18 protein-coding genes are annotated in these 16,103 nt (G+C 61.4%); 4 read left to right on the forward strand and 14 right to left on the reverse strand.

The window, feature by feature from the left end:
- Positions 1-105 precede the first annotated feature (105 nt).
- Both guaA and tadA read left to right on the forward strand, forming a co-directional pair.
- Positions 106-1,698 (forward strand): glutamine-hydrolyzing GMP synthase, encoded by a 1,593-nt coding sequence (gene guaA, locus GSQ73_RS13365; RefSeq protein ID WP_158884775.1) that lies wholly within the window; start codon positions 106-108, stop codon positions 1,696-1,698.
- A gap of 67 nt (positions 1,699-1,765) precedes the next feature.
- Positions 1,766-2,206 carry a tRNA adenosine(34) deaminase TadA gene (gene tadA / locus GSQ73_RS13370; protein ID WP_174236123.1) on the forward strand — a complete coding sequence of 147 codons (441 nt, stop codon included), beginning with the start codon at positions 1,766-1,768 and terminating at the stop codon, positions 2,204-2,206.
- A gap of 3 nt (positions 2,207-2,209) precedes the next feature.
- On the opposite strand, the gene GSQ73_RS13375 is transcribed toward tadA, so the two are convergent.
- The gene (locus GSQ73_RS13375) at positions 2,210-3,061 is read right to left on the reverse strand and encodes an NAD-dependent protein deacetylase (protein ID WP_158884779.1); all 852 of its coding nucleotides are present in this window, start codon (positions 3,059-3,061) and stop codon (positions 2,210-2,212) included.
- Between the two features lie 166 nt (positions 3,062-3,227).
- Between GSQ73_RS13375 and GSQ73_RS13380 the strand changes: the two genes are divergently transcribed.
- Positions 3,228-3,404, forward strand: coding sequence for a hypothetical protein (locus GSQ73_RS13380; protein WP_158884781.1), 177 nt, complete (start codon positions 3,228-3,230; stop codon positions 3,402-3,404).
- A 25-nt stretch (positions 3,405-3,429) separates the two neighbouring features.
- Here the strand turns inward: GSQ73_RS13380 and GSQ73_RS13385 are convergent, their stop codons facing one another.
- The 13 genes from GSQ73_RS13385 to GSQ73_RS13445 form a co-directional block, all read right to left on the reverse strand.
- Positions 3,430-4,512 carry a cyclopropane-fatty-acyl-phospholipid synthase family protein gene (locus GSQ73_RS13385; RefSeq protein WP_158884783.1) on the reverse strand — a complete coding sequence of 361 codons (1,083 nt, stop codon included), beginning with the start codon at positions 4,510-4,512 and terminating at the stop codon, positions 3,430-3,432.
- Positions 4,509-5,240, reverse strand: a complete 732-nt coding sequence (locus GSQ73_RS13390) for a DUF1295 domain-containing protein (protein WP_158886479.1) — start codon at positions 5,238-5,240, stop codon at positions 4,509-4,511. Before GSQ73_RS13390 ends, GSQ73_RS13385 begins: the two co-directional genes overlap by 4 nt.
- Positions 5,241-5,287: 47 nt before the next feature.
- Positions 5,288-5,842 (reverse strand): DUF2878 domain-containing protein, encoded by a 555-nt coding sequence (locus GSQ73_RS13395; protein ID WP_158884785.1) that lies wholly within the window; start codon positions 5,840-5,842, stop codon positions 5,288-5,290.
- A complete protein-coding gene (locus GSQ73_RS13400) occupies positions 5,839-7,122 on the reverse strand; it encodes a cyclopropane-fatty-acyl-phospholipid synthase family protein (RefSeq protein ID WP_158884787.1) in 1,284 nt (427 codons plus the stop codon). The genes GSQ73_RS13395 and GSQ73_RS13400 overlap by 4 nt, the downstream gene beginning before the upstream one ends.
- 7 nt (positions 7,123-7,129) lie before the next feature.
- The gene (locus GSQ73_RS13405; RefSeq protein ID WP_158884789.1) at positions 7,130-7,894 is read right to left on the reverse strand and encodes a DUF1365 domain-containing protein; all 765 of its coding nucleotides are present in this window, start codon (positions 7,892-7,894) and stop codon (positions 7,130-7,132) included.
- Positions 7,891-9,183 carry an FAD-dependent oxidoreductase gene (locus GSQ73_RS13410; RefSeq protein ID WP_158884791.1) on the reverse strand — a complete coding sequence of 431 codons (1,293 nt, stop codon included), beginning with the start codon at positions 9,181-9,183 and terminating at the stop codon, positions 7,891-7,893. Before GSQ73_RS13410 ends, GSQ73_RS13405 begins: the two co-directional genes overlap by 4 nt.
- Positions 9,184-9,185: 2 nt before the next feature.
- The gene (locus GSQ73_RS13415) at positions 9,186-10,085 is read right to left on the reverse strand and encodes an acyl-CoA desaturase (RefSeq protein WP_174236124.1); all 900 of its coding nucleotides are present in this window, start codon (positions 10,083-10,085) and stop codon (positions 9,186-9,188) included.
- A gap of 184 nt (positions 10,086-10,269) precedes the next feature.
- Positions 10,270-11,700, reverse strand: coding sequence for a deoxyribodipyrimidine photo-lyase (locus tag GSQ73_RS13420; RefSeq protein ID WP_158884795.1), 1,431 nt, complete (start codon positions 11,698-11,700; stop codon positions 10,270-10,272).
- 7 nt (positions 11,701-11,707) lie between these two features.
- Positions 11,708-12,499 (reverse strand): anti-sigma factor, encoded by a 792-nt coding sequence (locus tag GSQ73_RS13425; RefSeq protein WP_158884797.1) that lies wholly within the window; start codon positions 12,497-12,499, stop codon positions 11,708-11,710.
- Positions 12,496-13,056 (reverse strand): sigma-70 family RNA polymerase sigma factor, encoded by a 561-nt coding sequence (locus tag GSQ73_RS13430; RefSeq protein ID WP_158884799.1) that lies wholly within the window; start codon positions 13,054-13,056, stop codon positions 12,496-12,498. The genes GSQ73_RS13425 and GSQ73_RS13430 overlap by 4 nt, the downstream gene beginning before the upstream one ends.
- A gap of 203 nt (positions 13,057-13,259) precedes the next feature.
- Positions 13,260-13,940, reverse strand: coding sequence for a DUF4124 domain-containing protein (locus tag GSQ73_RS13435; protein WP_254063408.1), 681 nt, complete (start codon positions 13,938-13,940; stop codon positions 13,260-13,262).
- A gap of 43 nt (positions 13,941-13,983) precedes the next feature.
- Positions 13,984-14,463, reverse strand: coding sequence for a GFA family protein (locus tag GSQ73_RS13440; RefSeq protein WP_158884801.1), 480 nt, complete (start codon positions 14,461-14,463; stop codon positions 13,984-13,986).
- A 136-nt stretch (positions 14,464-14,599) separates the two neighbouring features.
- A complete protein-coding gene (locus GSQ73_RS13445; protein WP_158884803.1) occupies positions 14,600-15,139 on the reverse strand; it encodes a DUF2058 domain-containing protein in 540 nt (179 codons plus the stop codon).
- Between the two features lie 155 nt (positions 15,140-15,294).
- On the opposite strand from GSQ73_RS13445, the gene GSQ73_RS13450 reads away from it, so the two are divergent.
- Entirely contained in the window at positions 15,295-15,996 is a 702-nt protein-coding gene (locus tag GSQ73_RS13450; RefSeq protein ID WP_158884805.1) for a metal ABC transporter permease, read from the forward strand.
- Positions 15,997-16,103: the final 107 nt, after the last annotated feature.

The raw sequence follows: 16,103 nt of genomic DNA on the forward strand, positions 1-16,103 counted from the left end.
CGGATGGCGCGACAGCGATGTTGCTTCCGTCGCCGCGTCGCATGCTCGCCACGATTTCCGGTTATCGCGCTCTCGCTACTTACCTTCGCCCCTGGCTTTCGCCCCATGACCAACATCCATAGCGACAAGATCCTGATCCTCGATTTCGGCGCGCAGTACACGCAACTGATCGCACGGCGCATTCGCGAGCTCGGGGTCTATTGCGAAATATGGGCATGGGACCACGAGCCGACGGAGATTGCCGCGTTCGGCGCGAAGGGCATCATTCTTTCCGGCGGGCCGGAATCCACGACGCTGGCGGACGCGCCCAAAGCGCCGCAAGCGGTGTTCGATGCGGGCGTGCCGATCCTGGGCATTTGCTACGGCATGCAGACGCTCGCGGCACAACTCGGTGGCGCAACCGAGGCGGCCGACGCGCGCGAGTTCGGCCACGCGCAGGTTGAAATCGTCGCGACCAGCCGGTTGTTCGATGGCCTCAACGATCATCCCGGCACATCTCAACTGCTCGATGTGTGGATGAGCCATGGCGATCATGTCGCAAGGGCGCCCGCGGGTTTCACGGTCACTGGTGTTACCGATCGCATTCCGGTCGCCGTGATGGAAAACGAAGACAAGCGCTGGTACGGGGTGCAATTCCATCCCGAAGTCACGCATACGAAGCAGGGCGGCGCGCTGCTCAAGCGTTTCATCGCCGAGATCTGCGGTTGCTCCATGTTGTGGACCGCCGCCAACATCATCGATGACCAGATCGCGCGCGTGCGCGCGCAGGTCGGTGACGATCACGTGCTGCTCGGACTTTCCGGTGGCGTGGATTCGTCGGTGGTCGCCGCATTGCTGCATCGTGCGATCGGCGATCGCCTCACCTGCGTGTTCGTCGACACCGGCCTGCTGCGCTGGGAGGAAGGCGATCAGGTCATGGCCACCATGGCTGCATCCGACGAACACGGCATGGGCATCAAGGTCATTCGCGTCAACGCGGCCGATCGCTACTTCAAGGCGCTGAACGGCGTCGCCGATCCGGAAGCCAAGCGCAAGATCATCGGTGGCCTGTTCGTCGACATCTTCGACGAGGAATCCGAGAAACTGATTGCTGACGGCGGCAACGTAAAGTGGCTGGCGCAGGGCACGATCTATCCCGACGTGATCGAGTCGGCCGGCAGCAAGACCGGCAAGGCGCACGTCATCAAGAGCCACCACAACGTCGGCGGTTTGCCGGCGCACATGAAGCTCAAGCTGGTGGAACCGTTGCGCGAATTGTTCAAGGACGAAGTGCGCCGCATCGGCGTCGAACTCGGCCTGCCGCGCGCGATGGTTTATCGCCATCCGTTCCCGGGCCCCGGCCTGGGCGTGCGCATTCTTGGTGAAGTGAAGCGCGAATACGCGGAGTTGCTTGCGCGTGCCGATGCGATCTTCATCGACGAACTGCGCAAGGCCGATCTCTACGATCAGACGAGTCAGGCGTTCGCGGTATTTCTGCCGGTGAAATCGGTTGGCGTGGTGGGCGATGCGCGAGCCTACGAATGGGTGATCGCGTTGCGTGCCGTGGAGACGATCGATTTCATGACCGCGCACTGGGCGCATCTGCCGTACGAATTCCTCGGCAAGGTGTCCAATCGCATTATCAACGAACTGCGTGGCGTGTCGCGTGTCGTCTACGACATCAGCGGCAAACCGCCCGCGACGATCGAGTGGGAGTGATCAAGCTTGAGCAACACGGGTGACTGACGAGATGCTATCGGCGCCGGAGTTGTTTTCGGCCGAAGACATGCGACACATGCAGCATGCGTTGCAACTGGCCACGCATGCGCGCGATGCGGAGAACGAAGTTCCGGTCGGCGCGGTGCTCGTGCAGGATGGCGAAGTCATAGGCCTTGGCTGGAATCGCAACATCACGCTTCACGATCCGACGGCGCATGCGGAAATCCAGGCGATGCGCGCGGCGGGCGAGAAGCTCAGCAACCATCGGCTGTCCGGAGCCACGTTATACGTGACGCTGGAGCCGTGTTCGATGTGCGCGATGGCGATGATCCATGCGCGCATCGGACGCGTGGTCTATGGCGCAGCCGATCCGAAAACCGGTGCCGCCGGCAGCGTGTTCGACACCTTGATCGACGCGAGGCACAACCATCGCGTCGAAGTGGCCGGCGGGCTGATGGCCGAAACATCGGCGACGCTGCTGCGCGATTTTTTCAGGGCGCGCCGCTAGCTCTCAGAGAAACGCAAGCGCCTTCGCGCAGGGTTGTTCCACCTTCAGGCTCAGCAGTGCATCGGCGCGCGTGCGGCCCATGTTCACCGCAGCGATCGGCTTGCCGGCGCGCGATGCGGCGTGGACAAAACGGTAGCCGGAAAACACCATCAGCGATGAGCCGACCACCAACACTGCGTCCGCGAGTTCAAGCGCCTGCATCGCCGCAACGACGCGTTCGCGCGGCACGTTTTCACCGAAGAACACCACGTCGGGTTTCAGCATGCCGCCACAGCGCGGGCAGGGTGGCACGACGAAACTGGAAAAGTCGCGGCCATCCAGATCGGCGTCGCCATCCGGCGCATCGGGAGCGGCAAGGTTTGCCCATTCTGGGTTGCATGCAATCAGCATGGACTGGAAATCCTCGCGCGGCAGGCGCAATTCGCACGCCAGACAACGCACCAGATCCAGTCGGCCATGCAGGTCGACGACGTGGCGGCTGCCCGCTGCCTGATGCAGGCGATCGACGTTCTGCGTCAGCAGCATCGCCAGCTTGCCGCGTTGTTCAAGCCGAACCAGTGCACGATGCGCGGCATTGGGCTGCGCGCGACCGAAGCTCTGCCAGCCAACAAGGCTGCGTGCCCAGTAGCGCTGGCGCGTGGCGTGATAGCCGGTGAAGGCTTGATACGTCACCGGCTGCGCGCGTTTCCAGTCGCCGTTGGTGTCACGGTAGTCGGGAATGCCCGAATCAGTACTGCAGCCCGCGCCGGTGATGACGAAAATGCGCGAATGCTTGTGCACGAATTCTGCCAGAGCTTCGTTTTCCGCCGAAAGCACGGGTTCGCTGGCGGGAACGATAAAGAGTCGGGTACTCATCGCCGCAGTGTGCCATGTCGTTCGCGACGCGAAACAGACTGGTTGATAAACGGATATTTAACGCGAGCATCTTTGCCACGACTTTTGTTGTCTGAAGCCTATCGATCGAGCTGTCCCTGTCGGGATCCTGCGTTGGTCGCACTCAACCGCAACAGGAATCATCGCCATGAAGCGTCATCTGAATAATCTGCTGCAACGCAAGCTTGCGGAATTCGAAGGTTCCAAGGACATAGACCGCTCGCGTCCGGATCAGGACATCGAAACCGACGTGTTGCAGGTGAGGGACGGTTACGACTGGCTGTTGCCGATCAAGCGCGCAGCAACTCGATCACTGCAGGCATAGCGCGCAGCCGAATGACTTCGAGGCATCAGGAGCGCGCAAAGCGGTAGTGCGCCACCAGCCATTCCTGGCCGTTGTCGTAACCGAACAGTTCGGCGCAGGACATCCAGAACATCCGCCACCGCTGGAACCAAAGTGGTGCGGCCTTGCTTCCGTAAGCCTTGACCAGTGTTTCCATCACCTGTTCGCGCCGCGCGTCCTGATTGGCCAGCCAATGATTGGCGGTGCGCTGGTAGTGCGTGCCATCGACATGCCAGCGCTGCTCGATCCGAAGATCCCGCTGAAACCACAGCAGCGTATCCGATGCAGGCATCAGGCCACCGGTGAAGAAGTGCCGGCCCATCCAGTTGTCGTCGCCTTCGGTCTCGAACGGATACATCAACGTCTTGTGCGCAAAAATGTGCACGAAAAGTTTTCCGCCCGGCCGCAGCCAGCATCCGATACGACCAAGCAGCGTTTCGTAGTTGCGCATGTGCTCGAACATCTCGATCGATACGCAGCGGTCGAAACTTTCCGCTTCGAGCTCCAGTCGATTCACGTCCATGGTAATCACGCGCACGTTGGTCAATCCGCGCTGTCTGCATTGGGCCTCGATATGCTCGCGCTGCTGCCGCGAGTTGGAGACGGCCACGATGCGCGCGTTGCGATAGCGTTCGGCCATCCATAACGTGAGCGAACCCCAGCCGCAGCCAAGCTCCAGAATGTCCTGCCCGTCGACCAGTTCGGCGCGTTCGCCATAAAGAGCCAGCATCGCTTCCTCGGCTTCGTCGAGCGATTCGTCGCCGCGTGGGTAATAGCAACCCGAATACTTCAACCGCTTGCCCAGGCACAGTTCGAAAAACGCCGGCGGCAATTCGTAGTGCTGCGCGTTCGCTGCATCGGTATGAATGGCTACGGGGCTTTGACGAAGCAGATCGATACGCTCGGCAAAACGCGCGGCCTGCTGATCCAGGCCACCGGCCATTTCTTCGCGCAGGCGTTGCGCGCAGAGGCGACGAATGCCCTGGCGCAACAACGCATCGGGAATGCGGCCGCGCTCGGCCAGTCCCAGCAATCCGGAAGCCGGGCGCTCGTCCGGCGATTCATCAATGGCGATGACGGAGCTACTCATGAGGAAATCCTTTTTGGAAACCATGGAAACAACATCGACGTGTTGCGCTGGTACTCGCGGTAGTCGTTCCCACGCGAGCGCAGCGCCTGTTTTTCGGTAAATGGAATACCGCTGATCCAGCGCAGGAACACGTACATCACCAACGGCCCCGACCACGCCAGCCAGGCGATCGGCGAGCCATGCGCAAGGCAGACATAGGCAAACCAGTGCACCCATTCGAAGAAATAATTCGGATGGCGCGAATAACGCCACAATCCTTCGCGGCAGGTCCGGCCATGATTCGACGGATCGTTTCGAAAGCGTGCGAGCTGGCGATCGGCGAGTGATTCACCTATTACGCTGATCAGCCAGATCACGACGGCGCTGATCGTCCACGCATTGAGTCCGTCCGTGCTGCGCGACACTGCCAGAAACGGCAGCGCAAACAAGGCAATCAACAATGCCTGAAACTGGAAGAAGAAAAAGAAATTCGCCTGACTGCCGTTCCAGTGCGCACGCAGATTCTGATATCGGCCATCCTCCGGTTCGCCACGCACACGCGTCCACAAGTGCAGTGCAAGTCGGGCGCTCCATAGTCCGCCGAGCAACGCGAGCGTGGTGCGAGGTACAAACGCGCCATCGCCAAACAACGCGAACCAGATCGCTCCTGCACCGAGTCCCGCCGACCACAACACGTCGACGATGCCGGCGTTCTGGCGCCGACGTTGCCATTGCCAGCCGAGCGTCATCACGACGACGGCCGTGACCCAGAGCAAGGCCAGCGATATCCATGCATTCACGGCAGAGGCTCCATCGTCGCGTCGGATATATCGATGCCGCCACGCGACCAGCGCCGTGCGAGCCACGCCAACGCGGGTGTCGCCAAGGCCCAACCGGTCGCCAGCCACATTAGTGCGTGCCAGCGCGGTTCAATCAACATCACGGCGTGCCAGCCGCGCGAAGCACTCAGGTAGGCGAGTGGTCCGCCGATCAGGCCGAGCAAGGCGGCGATCCACAAACGCGTCTGCAGATAAACCAGCGATTGCGTGAAGGTCAGCGCGAACGTCATCCACAGCGCGAGAATCCAAGCCGGCGCCAACTCCGCGCTTGGCCACGCAGCGGCGTAAACAATCCAGCCCATGCGTGCGGGCACGCCGTCGACGATGAAGCCCATGAAAAACGCCGATGCCATCAATGCGAGATCGGCACGGGGTGTGCGGGATGTCGTCAGCTGACACGCCGCGTAAAGCACCATGCCGAACACGCCCGGCCAAGCCAGTCCGCGGCGCGCACCGATCACGGCAGCAAACCACACCAGCTGATAACCCGCGAGGCTGATCCAGAATCTCATGCGGTCAGCGGCTCTTGCGTGGAATCAATACGTCGATAGCCCGGCTTTGCGAGCAGCAGATGCGACACCCCGATCGAGCGTTCGAGAAAGCCACCTTCGCAGTAAGCGAGATAAAACTCCCACATGCGCACGAAGCGCTCATCGAAACCCTGCGCGCGAACCTGTGCAAGTTTCTGCATGAATCGCCCGCGCCAGGCGCGCAGCGTGCGCGCATACGATTCGCCGAAGTCCATTTGCTGCAACAGGGCGAGATCACTTACACGGGTTTTGGCGGCGAGCAGCGCGCTGATAGATGGAATGAAGCTACCCGGAAAAACATGGCGCTTGATGAAATCCACCGACTTCAACGCCTGCGCGTAACGATGGTCCTCGATGGTGATCGCCTGCAGCAGAGCCAGTCCATCGGGCTTGAGCAGGTTGCCCAGTTGGGCAAAGTACGTATCGAGATACGGTGCGCCAATCGCCTCGACCATCTCGATGGACACCAGCTTGTCGTAGCTGCCACGAAGGTCGCGATAGTCCTCGAGCAACAACGTGACATGCGCGCTCATGCCGGCCGCCGCAATACGTTCGCCGGCAAGCGCGTGCTGTTCGCGCGAGATGGTCGTGGTGGTTACGTGGCAGCCGTAGTGCTTCGCCGCATGCAACGCAAAGCCGCCCCAGCCCGTACCGATCTCGATCACACGATCGGACGGCTTGAGTTCGAGCGCGCGGCAGATGCGATCGAGCTTGCGCGTGGACGCCGTTTCGAGTGTGTCGTCATCGCCTTGCCAGATGGCCGAGGAATACATCAAGTCCGGCGACAGGAAGAGTTCGAAAAATTCGTTGCCCAGGTCGTAGTGCGCCGCGATGTTGCGACGACTGCCGCGATGCGTGTTCCGCTGCAGCGCGTGCCATGCGCGCATTGCCATGCCGCCGAGTCGCGCGATGCCGGTTTCCATGCCATCGAGCAGATCACGATTGCGAACCAGCAAGCGGATCAAGCCAACCAGGTTGTCGCATCGCCATGATCCATCCATGTACGCCTCGCCCGCGCCCACGCTGCCGTTCGCGGCAACCGCGCGATAGAAGTCCATATCAAGTATGTCGATGTGCACGACGAGGTCAGTTGGCTGTGTGCTCGGCACACCGAGTTCAAGTAACCCCATCGCATCGCGTATCACCAGCCGGCCGTGGCGAAGCCCGGCCATTTGCGCGAGCAGGCGTTGGCGCAAAAAACGCGCGGAGCCGGAGGGCAGGGCGGCGGATTCATCGACGGATGTTTTGACAATGGCGTTCATGCAGACCTCAAAGCGTTTGCGGATGGTCGTGGACAGGATTGCGCTTGAGCCACAGGCGCAGCGCCTGCCAGTGGATGGCGAACACGACTTGCAGCGTCATCAATGGATAGCGCCACAACACCTTGGCCAGCGAGCCGCCCGTAATCGGTTGGCGTTGCAACGTGAGCGAGGCGTCGAACTCGCGCCGGCCTTCTCGCAGCACATCCATGTGTACGTGAAGATCGTCGCCGGGCACGGTGAAGCGCCAGTCGTACTCACGTTCCATCGGCATGAAGGGCGAGACATGAAACGCCTTCGCGAATGTCCAGCTCAATGCGCGTCCGTGTTTCTTCGCGGCATCCACCAGCAGCACATACGCATGCCGCTCGCGCCACGGCATGTTGGTGATTTCGGCCAGCACGCAAACAAGCGTCGTGCCGTCCTCGGCGAAGCAGTAGTAGAACGTCACCGGATTGAACACGACGCCGAAATAGCGCAGATGCGTGAGCATGCGGATCGGCCCGATCGGCCGTTCGCCGATAGCTTGCTCGACGCGCTGACGCACCGCTTCCGCGAGCGGAAGATTTGTTGGCCCGAGGTAATCGGCACGGCGGAACCGGGCGATATTCGGTGTTTGGTTCGACCACAACCAGCGCTTGGCGAACAGCCCGTCGATCTCATCGAGATCGATATAGAGCTGCGCCATGCGGTACTCGAACGCGTGCGGATGTGGCGACAGCCGGTTGTGCCGTACCACGCCTTCGTAGATCGCGCTTTGAAGTGCAGTCGTCATGCGGGCAACGCCTGCGCCGTTTCGTCCATGCGTCGCGTTGCGACAGAAGGCCAGTGAATGCCGAGCGCTCGTGCCACTTCGACCGCGCTGCGGATACCGTCTTCGTGAAAGCCCCAGCCCCAATACGCGCCGGCGAACCAGGTGCGGCGCTGGCCCTGAATTTCATGTCGACGCGACTGCGCTGCAACCGACCCACGGTTGTAGATCGGATGGTGATAACGCATGCGTGCGAGCACCTTGTCCGGATCGATCGCCGCGGTGCGGTTGAGCGTCACCACGAACGGTTCGGGTGATTCGATGTTCTGCAGAATGTTCATGCAGTAGCTGACTGTGCACGCTTCATCGCGGTCGCTCGGCAACCACGCATTCCACGCTGCCCACGCCTTGCGGCGAACCGGCAGCACACTCGCATCGGTGTGCAGCACGGTGTCGTTGGCCTGGTACGGTATCGCACCGAGAATCGTGTGCTCGCGTTCGCTGGCATCGGACAGCAGCGCAAGACTTTGATCACTGTGACAGGCCATCACCACGTGATCAAAATGCTCGATGCCCGCCACACTTTCAACCTCCACCGAGGCTTGATGTCGACGCACCGAACGCACTGCGCAGTTCAAGCGCTCACGAACCGTCCAACGCGCGCGCAGTGCTTGCACATACGTGCAAGAACCACCGCGAACCACACGCCATTCCGGACGATCGCTCAACTGCAGCATCTGGTGGTTCGCCATGAACTGCACGAGATAGCGAACAGGGAACGCGAGAATCTGTGTCGGCGGCGACGACCACAACGCGGATGCCATTGGAATCAGATGCTCGTCGCGAAACGCATCGCCATAGCCGCAACGATCGAGATACTCGCCGAGCGTGGTGGTGTCGTCGGGATATTGCAGCATCGCCGGCGCCTCGCGATAGAAGCGCATCAGGTCGCGCACCATGCCGATGAAGCGCGGCGACACCACGTTTCGACGCTGGCAGAAGAGCGTGTCGAGTGTCGCCGCGTTGTACTCCAGGCCGCTGGCTTCGCTATGTACCGAGAAGCTCATGGTAGTCGGCTGCGACGCGACGCCGATCTCGTCCAACATCCGCGTCAGCAACGGATAATGCTGCGGATTGTGGACGATGAAACCGCTGTCGATGCGATAGCTGCGGCCCTGTTGCACAACATCATGCGTATGCGTATGGCCGCCTAAATAGCTGCCGGCTTCGAACAGCGTGACCTCGTGCTCACGTGAAAGCAGCCACGCCGAGGCCAGCCCCGCAATACCCGAGCCCACAACGGCGATGCGCATGGTCAGCTCCGCGCCTTCGTCAGCACCCAGGCCGGCACGGGCTTGAGCCCATGCACCAGACCAAACGCGGACATCAGTTTCAGGCCGTACCAGGTCAGGTCGACTTCCCACCACTTGAAACCCTGGCGGCTCGAACCCGGAAAGAAATGATGATTGTTGTGCCAGCCTTCACCGAAGGTCAGCAGCGCAAGCCACACGTTGTTGCGGCTGTCGTCCTTGGTGTCAAAGCGGCGACGACCGAAACGATGCGCCAGCGAGTTGATCGTCACCGTGGCATGGAAAAGCACGATGGTGGAGACGAAGAAGCCCCAGATCAGCATCTGTCCGCCGCTGGTTCCCAGTTGTGGCGCGACATGCTTCAACAGCACGCCAAGGGAATAAAGCGCAACGGCCAGCAACACAGGCACCAGCGTGTCGTAACGATCAAGCACGCGCAGCTCGGGGAATTTCGCCAGATCCGGCACGCGCGACAGGTCGGTGCGGAAGTTTCTCGGGGTCAGAAACCAGCCGACGTGGCTCCAGACGAAACCATGGATGCCCGGCGAATGCGGGTCGGCCGGCGTGTCGGTCACCCGATGGTGATGGCGATGATGCGCCGCCCACCACAGCGGGCCACGCTGCACGCACGACGCGCCGATCAGCGCGAACACGAACTGCACGGCGCGCGATGTGCTGAAAGTGCGATGCGAAAAGTAGCGATGATAGAAACCCGTCAGCGCAAACATGCGCACCGCATACAGGGCAGCGGCAACGATCAGGGCAACCGGCGAAGCACCAACCCAGAACACTGCCGCGCAGGCCAGATGCATGGCGATGAAGGGTGCGGCACGCAACCAGTCGACGCGATCCTCGCGATCTTCGTCGACTTCCACCGACACACCGGTATCGAACCAGCGACGCATCGTTCGGACCAGCCATGACGCGGGCTTCTGCTCCGCGCCCGCATCGTCGCGGAACAACGATGCGTGTTCGGAAACAGGTGTCGCGATCGATCGGGTGAGAGCCATGCGCCGTGCCTGTCAACGTGTCCATGACAGATACGGGCGAAACCGGTTTACGGATGCACGAACTCGGCCGGCGAGGCAATCACTCGCGATGCGCCTTGTAAGCAGCCAATGCCCGCTGCCGCGATGTCGCCAGATCCACCATCGGCGCGGGGTAACCGCTGCGCTGGAGCAGGGCAGGGTCTTTCCATGGTTCGTGCAAAAGGCTCAATGGCGCATCTGCCAGTTCAGGCAGCCAGCACCGCAGATAGACGCCGTCGGGATCGAATTTCTTCGCCTGAGTGACAGGATTGAAGACGCGGAAATAAGGCGCGGCATCCGCGCCGCATCCGGCAACCCATTGCCAGCCCAGCGTGTTGTTGGCGAGATCGGCATCGACCAGCGTGTCCCAGAACCAGCGCGCGCCATGCGACCAGTGCTGGCGCAGATTCTTGGTCAGGAAACTCGCCACGATCATGCGCACGCGGTTGTGCATCCAGCCGGTGTGCCACAACTCGCGCATGCCCGCGTCGACCAGCGGAATGCCCGTGAGACCCTGTTGCCAGCGCGCGAGTTGCGACTTGCTTGCACGCGCCCATTTGAAGCGATCAAAACGCGGATTGAAATTCTCGGTCGGCGTCCTGGGGAAATGAAACAGCAAATGATGGGCGAACTCGCGCCAGCCCAATTCGCGCAGATAGGGTTCGATGTCCGGTCTGCGTTTTGCATCGACGCGCCGCATGAGTCGATCGAGTTCGAAGTGAATCTGTCGCGGCGAAATTTCACCGAAGTGCAGGTGCGGCGACAGTCGTGAGGTGCCATGTCGCGACGGCACGTCGCGTGCCCGTGCGTAATAGCCGATGGCGTCATCGGCAAACAGCTCGAGCATGTCCTTCGCACCGTGTTCGCCGGGTTGCCACGCATCGGCCAAGCCGTTATCCCAGCGTATGCGTGGCAGCAATTCGAGCGAGGACAGCGGTACGCCACCTGGCAACTTCCGCCAGCCGGGCAGGGCTGGTTCCGGCAACGGTTCGACCACACGCAACTGCTGGCGAAGGTTGCGCCAGTACGGTGTGAACACCCGGTAGGGATCGCCCTGTTGCGTGGCGATGTCCCACGGCTCGCACCATAACGCGGCGTTGTGGCTGTGCACCCCGACACCCTGTTCGCGCAACGTGTTCTTGATCTGCGTGTCGCGCGCAATGGCCGCTGGTTCGTACAGACGATTCCAGTGCACGGCGGTTGCGCCGCTCTCGCGAATCAGTGTTTGCAACGACTGCAGCGTGTCGCCCTTGCACAGGTGCAATGCCGCGCGGTGTGCATGCAGGCGCTTGTCCAGCGCCGTCAAAGAATGATGGAGCCACCAGCGACTCGCGGGGCCCGCAGGCCAAGGGTTCTTTTCATCCGGCGAATGGTCATCAGGCGAATGAATGTAGACGGGCAGCACGCGCGTGTTCGCCGCGCAGGCAGCAGTGAGGGCAGGGTTGTCGGCCAGGCGCAAGTCATGCCGGAACAGAACCACAGCGGTGCTCATGCGGGGATCAGACCGAGGGCCGATCCGTTCGCACTACCACGATACTGGCTACCTTGGTTTGCGTATCCGGTGCTGCGCCGATGGCGCCCTTGCCGATCACCGCGCCCGTTGGCTGACCAGTCGGCGAACCACCGATCGGTTCCACCGACACCGCCAGTGCGGCCGTCGGGCCCAGCTTGGCCAGCGTGGCTGGATCCAGCGCGATCGTCGTCGGTTTCTCGCGATCGATCATGCCGACGGAAATCGGTTTGCCGCCAGCGGGAATCAACCACAGCTCAGGCGCGCGGCCCTGCACGAACGCAACGGGCGTGGCCGGAACCACGACCATGCGTGCGTGCTGCAGATCCATCGTGGCGGTCCAACCGGTAGTGCCGTTGTCCTGCTGGATGGTTGCGGCCATGTAACTGGCCTGGACCACGGCCGGCACGGACGTCGTACGCGGCAGCGACACCACAACCACCAGCGCGACCGCCACTGCGGTAGCGCCGAGACCCAGCCAGTGCCACAGCGCGAGGTTGTTCCAGAGCCCGGTGCGCGGCTGCGGCCTGGCGGCCGGCGTTGCCGAATCCAGTTGCAGGGCATCGCGAATGCGCGCCCAAACATACGGGCCGGGCTCCACGTTATTGATTGTGTCAGCCAACGGCATGAGGCGGCGTTGCCAGAGTGCGACAGCGACGGCGGCTTCGTCGATGGTCTCCACTTCACGGGCCACCTCGGCGCGCGCGTCCGCATCGAGCACGCCCAACACGTACTCGGCATAGCGCAGATTGTTGTTGCCGTCGTCGGCGGGTGTATTCATTGTTCGAGGCACGTGCGGAGTTGCATCAAGCTACGGCGGATCCAGCTTTTCATGGTTCCGAGCGGCACCCTGGATCGTGCTGCCAATTCGTTATACGTAGCTCCCGTGAAAAAGGCTTCACGCACCGAACTCTTCTGTTGTGGTTCCAGTTCATCCAGACAAAGCTCGAGCCGTCGATATTCCTGGCTCGATTCGGCGCCCGCGGCGGGCGTGGGCTGATCGTCGGGCGCTTCTTCCAGCTTCAGCGGATCATCCAGCAACTCTTCGCGGTGCTGGCGCAACCGGTCGATGGCCTTGTTTCGCGATAGCGTCACCAGCCAGGTAATGGCGCTGGCCTTGCCGGCATCGAAACTGGAAGCACGCCGCCAGACGGTGGTGAAAGTTTCCTGCAGCACTTCCTCGGCCTCGCTGCGGTCGCGGACCATGCGCAGGCAGACGCCGAACAGCTTGGACGACGTCCGCTTGTACAACTCGGCGAATGCTTTCTGATCATTTCGACCGGTCTGCAGCAGCAGCTGGTTCAACTCGTCACGCTCGGCGGGAGTGCTGGCACTCATGGAGAAAGCATCCTGTGGTCGGGCGATCCATTTGCGGGAGTTCGCCCGTCAAGACGAGCCGTCGGAACATACCTGCTTTTTCATGAAGATGATGTGGTGAACGGTTGATCAAGTTGCCACGCGCCGGCTGCAACCGCGCGTCCATCGACATTCGCTCATCCGCTATATGCAGCCGAAACCGCAATCGACCGGCTACGCGCGCATCAACAGATCGACTGACCACCGGCGATCTGCCGACATGGATGAATCACCGGCTGTACGGGCGGCGGCGGAGGCGGATGGCTCGAACCATTGCCACTGCCCTTGCCTGGGTCATGTTCATGCCCGTTGCCGGGATCATGGTTATGGTCATGGCCGTGATCGTGATCGCGATACGGCGGCGCGCCGTAATCCGGCGCATAGCCCACGACCGGAGCCGGGTTTTCGGCTGGTTGTGCGAGTTGGTCGCGGTAATCCTCATTCTGCTGCCGCAGTGCATTGTTCTCGTCGCGCAGCCGTTCGCGTTCGCTGGCTTCATTGGCCAAAGCCTGCTGCCGCGCCTGTTCCTGGCGTTGTCGCGCATCCAGCACGGCTTTCTCGGCCTTGGCCTGGGCGTTCTGTCGATAGGCTTCGACGCGTTCCTTGTAGAGCGCATCAAGATGATGCGTTGTCGCATAACGCCTGGCGATGTCGTCCTGCCCGAGGTCGAGATACTGGTCAATGATTTCGCGATCATCGGCCTGATGGATCAGCTCGCCTGCTTTACCGGGGCAGGGGTGGTCGGTGAACTCGAGCTTTCCACCCTGCGTGCACTTGTAGATGTTTTGCGCATGAAGAGTTCCGGCCACGCCAGCCAGCATGCACGCAGCCAAAAAGCAGGACTTTCCGAGAGAAATGATTTTCATCGTCGTGACCTTCGCTTCGATTCGCTTTATCTGGAAATGGACTTCAGGCCGCACGGTTCAAGGTGGGCGTCGCTGCGGTTTCCGCGTAATGCCGCAGCAGGCCGTCGAATTCGCTCTCTTCGGGTTCGCGTGCATAACTGTGTACCGCCGGCGTTGCCGCCCATGGCAGCTTTTCACTGGTCCAGAATTCGATAAACGGAACGAACCAGCCGTGATCGTCAAGCATGGTGGCGCGCACATTCACCAGTTCGTCCATGCCTTCAGGTCGGCTGAAGACCCAGCTTTTGCAGCGTGGGCAGAAGTAGTGACGCGTGGCACCGTGGATTCCGCCGATCACCGGTTCGCCCACCGTGACGGAGAAACCTTCGACGGGAACGGCGAGTGAAAGGGAGAACGCACTGGCACTCATGCGCTGGCAACCGGTGCAATGGCACGCCGAAGAAAGCAGCGGAGGGGCGCTGATGCGAAACCTTGTTTCGCCGCATCGGCATCCGCCAAGCCAGGGAAGTTTCCACTTGTCCATGACGTCTCCTGTCGCTGTCCGGCGATGGCATCAACTACACCATCGCGGGATCGTAAGCCGCAATCTACATCCGCAGATGTTGTAACGGCGCATGCAAAGGCTGCGCTTACAAAGCGCCACTCATGCACGCAATCTTCTACCAGATCAGGTCGTCCGGCACCTGGAATTTCCTGTAGTACTCGTCGTCTTCGCCACTGACGTCGTCGGATAGCGGCCGGCCATGATCGAGCACGATGAACGCGGGATCGCGTGCTTGAATCTTGTCGGCGGCGATACGCGGCAGCAACTCGTAACCAGATCCATGACGAACGATCACCAGCGCGCCGGCAGCCAGTTGTGCGCGCAATGATTCATTGACCAACAAGCTTTGAATCACGTCGCCAGCGGTGAATCGATATGCGATCTCGCCCTCGCGTAGCACCTTGTGGGCTTCGATGATCTGGCGAATCTGCGCATGCTGCTCGGCGATGCGCGCCTGCGCGTTTCGTTCGGCTACCAGCGCGCGATCACGCTCGACTCGTTCAAGGTGCAATCGCTGCGCATCAACCTGCTCAACGGAAGGCGGGGCAGGTTTCTTGCCCTGTTTCTGCTTGGCCTGTTCGCGCACGACTTGCGCGGCCTTGGTCTTGTTGACCAGGCCGGCCTTGAGCAGTTGTTCCTGGAGTGGGTTGCGCATGCAAGGACATGAGGCGGGAAGGAGGGCGCGATTGTAACGCCGCATCGATGATCGCTTCGCGTGGATGAACCTTCGGATGTAACGACGAGCCGTTGTGCAGCGAAAGTCTGGGGTCACACCTCTCACACCTCCCCCCCACACACAAGGTATCGCTCATGAAAAATCATTCACTCGCCAGAACATGGCTGGCCACCTGCATGCTCGTCGCGATCTCATCAGCCGCCGTTGCTGCCGAGCAACCCGTGCATGTACGCGGCACCATCACACGCGTCTCCGCGAGCGGCTTCACCGTTCAGACCGACAGCGGCATGCAAAATGTCGTGGTATCCGCAACAACGCGTATTGCCGGCGTCGTGCCGAGCAGCGTCGATGCGATCCAGCCTGGCTCGTTCATCGGCTCGGCCAATCTGTCGAACGGAAAAACCGGGCGTGCACAGGAAGTGGTGGTGTTTCCGCCCGCAATGAAAGGCTCCGGCATGGGCGACCATCCGTGGGACTTGCCTGCTCAAGGCGGCGGCATGTCCGCCATGACGAATGGCAGCGTGATGTCCTCGGCGATGACCGACGGTACGGTCAAGGACAGTTCGAAGAGCGACGATTCGATGATGCAATCGGCCATGACCAACGGTACCGTGAAAACGGCCAGCGGCAACGGCTCGCGTACCATCGTTGTCGACTATGGCAAGGGCGAAAAGACGCTCGACATTCCCGCGGGCACGCCGATCGTGACGTTCAAGCCGGCCGATAGAAAGGCGATCATCAAAGGCGCGCATGTGTTCGTGATCGGCCAAGCCGGATCACCCGTCGCTGCCGCCATGGTCGCGGTGGGCCTGGATGGCACTGTACCGCCGATGTAAAAATAGCGAGGCATCACGGGACGGCGATCGAGGCCTCTGGCGTCGATCGCTGCATCTTTTGCAAAGGCAGATATTCGCGCGAGCAGGGCAGTGCCGCAGTTTCGCGC

The organism is Rhodanobacter sp. L36, from assembly GCF_009765755.1.
Taxonomy (GTDB): domain Bacteria; phylum Pseudomonadota; class Gammaproteobacteria; order Xanthomonadales; family Rhodanobacteraceae; genus Rhodanobacter.

Excerpts from the sequence above, each read along its gene's own strand:
- guaA (WP_158884775.1), top strand. The coding sequence starts at position 106 with ATGACCAACATCCATAGCGACAAGATCCTGATCCTCGATTTCGGCGCG.
- tadA (WP_174236123.1), top strand. The coding sequence starts at position 1,766 with ATGCGACACATGCAGCATGCGTTGCAACTGGCCACGCATGCGCGCGAT.
- GSQ73_RS13375 (WP_158884779.1), bottom strand. The coding sequence starts at position 3,061 with ATGAGTACCCGACTCTTTATCGTTCCCGCCAGCGAACCCGTGCTTTCG.
- GSQ73_RS13380 (WP_158884781.1), top strand. The coding sequence starts at position 3,228 with ATGAAGCGTCATCTGAATAATCTGCTGCAACGCAAGCTTGCGGAATTC.
- GSQ73_RS13385 (WP_158884783.1), bottom strand. The coding sequence starts at position 4,512 with ATGAGTAGCTCCGTCATCGCCATTGATGAATCGCCGGACGAGCGCCCG.
- GSQ73_RS13390 (WP_158886479.1), bottom strand. The coding sequence starts at position 5,240 with ATGACGCTCGGCTGGCAATGGCAACGTCGGCGCCAGAACGCCGGCATC.
- GSQ73_RS13395 (WP_158884785.1), bottom strand. The coding sequence starts at position 5,842 with ATGAGATTCTGGATCAGCCTCGCGGGTTATCAGCTGGTGTGGTTTGCT.
- GSQ73_RS13400 (WP_158884787.1), bottom strand. The coding sequence starts at position 7,122 with ATGAACGCCATTGTCAAAACATCCGTCGATGAATCCGCCGCCCTGCCC.
- GSQ73_RS13405 (WP_158884789.1), bottom strand. The coding sequence starts at position 7,894 with ATGACGACTGCACTTCAAAGCGCGATCTACGAAGGCGTGGTACGGCAC.
- GSQ73_RS13410 (WP_158884791.1), bottom strand. The coding sequence starts at position 9,183 with ATGCGCATCGCCGTTGTGGGCTCGGGTATTGCGGGGCTGGCCTCGGCG.
- GSQ73_RS13415 (WP_174236124.1), bottom strand. The coding sequence starts at position 10,085 with ATGCGTCGCTGGTTCGATACCGGTGTGTCGGTGGAAGTCGACGAAGAT.
- GSQ73_RS13420 (WP_158884795.1), bottom strand. The coding sequence starts at position 11,700 with ATGAGCACCGCTGTGGTTCTGTTCCGGCATGACTTGCGCCTGGCCGAC.
- GSQ73_RS13425 (WP_158884797.1), bottom strand. The coding sequence starts at position 12,499 with ATGAATACACCCGCCGACGACGGCAACAACAATCTGCGCTATGCCGAG.
- GSQ73_RS13430 (WP_158884799.1), bottom strand. The coding sequence starts at position 13,056 with ATGAGTGCCAGCACTCCCGCCGAGCGTGACGAGTTGAACCAGCTGCTG.
- GSQ73_RS13435 (WP_254063408.1), bottom strand. The coding sequence starts at position 13,940 with ATGAAAATCATTTCTCTCGGAAAGTCCTGCTTTTTGGCTGCGTGCATG.
- GSQ73_RS13440 (WP_158884801.1), bottom strand. The coding sequence starts at position 14,463 with ATGGACAAGTGGAAACTTCCCTGGCTTGGCGGATGCCGATGCGGCGAA.
- GSQ73_RS13445 (WP_158884803.1), bottom strand. The coding sequence starts at position 15,139 with ATGCGCAACCCACTCCAGGAACAACTGCTCAAGGCCGGCCTGGTCAAC.
- GSQ73_RS13450 (WP_158884805.1), top strand. The coding sequence starts at position 15,295 with ATGAAAAATCATTCACTCGCCAGAACATGGCTGGCCACCTGCATGCTC.